1 protein-coding gene is annotated in these 707 nt (G+C 69.2%); it reads left to right on the top strand.

From position 1 onward, the window contains the following. Positions 1 to 273: 273 nt before the first annotated feature. Positions 274 to 707: citrate/2-methylcitrate synthase (locus KUM32_RS41685; RefSeq protein WP_302185270.1), on the top strand; the 434-nt coding region annotated here is incomplete at its 3' end.

Here is a 707-nt window from a genome sequence, read left to right on the forward strand (position 1 = left end):
GGTGGCGAACCCACCAAAATCATCGACTGACCCACTGTGGCCTCCGGACACCACCAACTATCGTGTCCGGTCCTGGACCGAGCCGCACCACTTCACCGTCCGGGCCGGCTCCGCACGCGACTGGATGACCGCCACGTCGCGCGGGGCCGGTACCGAGGGGCGGTCGTCACGGATCGCGAGCCGCACCGCGGCCGTGAAACCGCGCCGATCCCCCCATTCCTTGACAACTCGGTCACAAGCCGCTTTGTCGACCACTCTCAGAGGAGCCGCCTGATGTCCGACTTCGTACCCGGACTTGAAGGAGTCGTCGCGTTCGAAACGGAGATCGCCGAACCCGACAAGGAAGGCGGCGCCCTCCGCTATCGCGGCGTGGACATCGAGGACCTGGTGGGCCATGTCTCGTTCGGGAACGTGTGGGGCCTGCTGGTGGACGGGGCGTTCAATCCCGGGCTGCCGCCCGCCGAGCCGTTCCCGATCCCCGTGCACTCGGGCGACATCCGCGTGGACGTGCAGTCCGCGCTGGCCATGCTGGCGCCCGTGTGGGGCCTGAAACCGCTGCTCGACATCGACGAGGAGCAGGCCCGCGAGGACCTGGCGCGCGCGGCCGTGATGGCCCTGTCGTACGTGGCGCAGTCGGCGCGCGGCCAGGGGCTGCCGATGGTGCCGCAGCGCGAGATCGACAAGGCCGAGACCGTCGTGGAGCGCTT

The sequence above is a fragment of the Streptomyces sp. AC627_RSS907 genome (assembly GCF_019049165.1).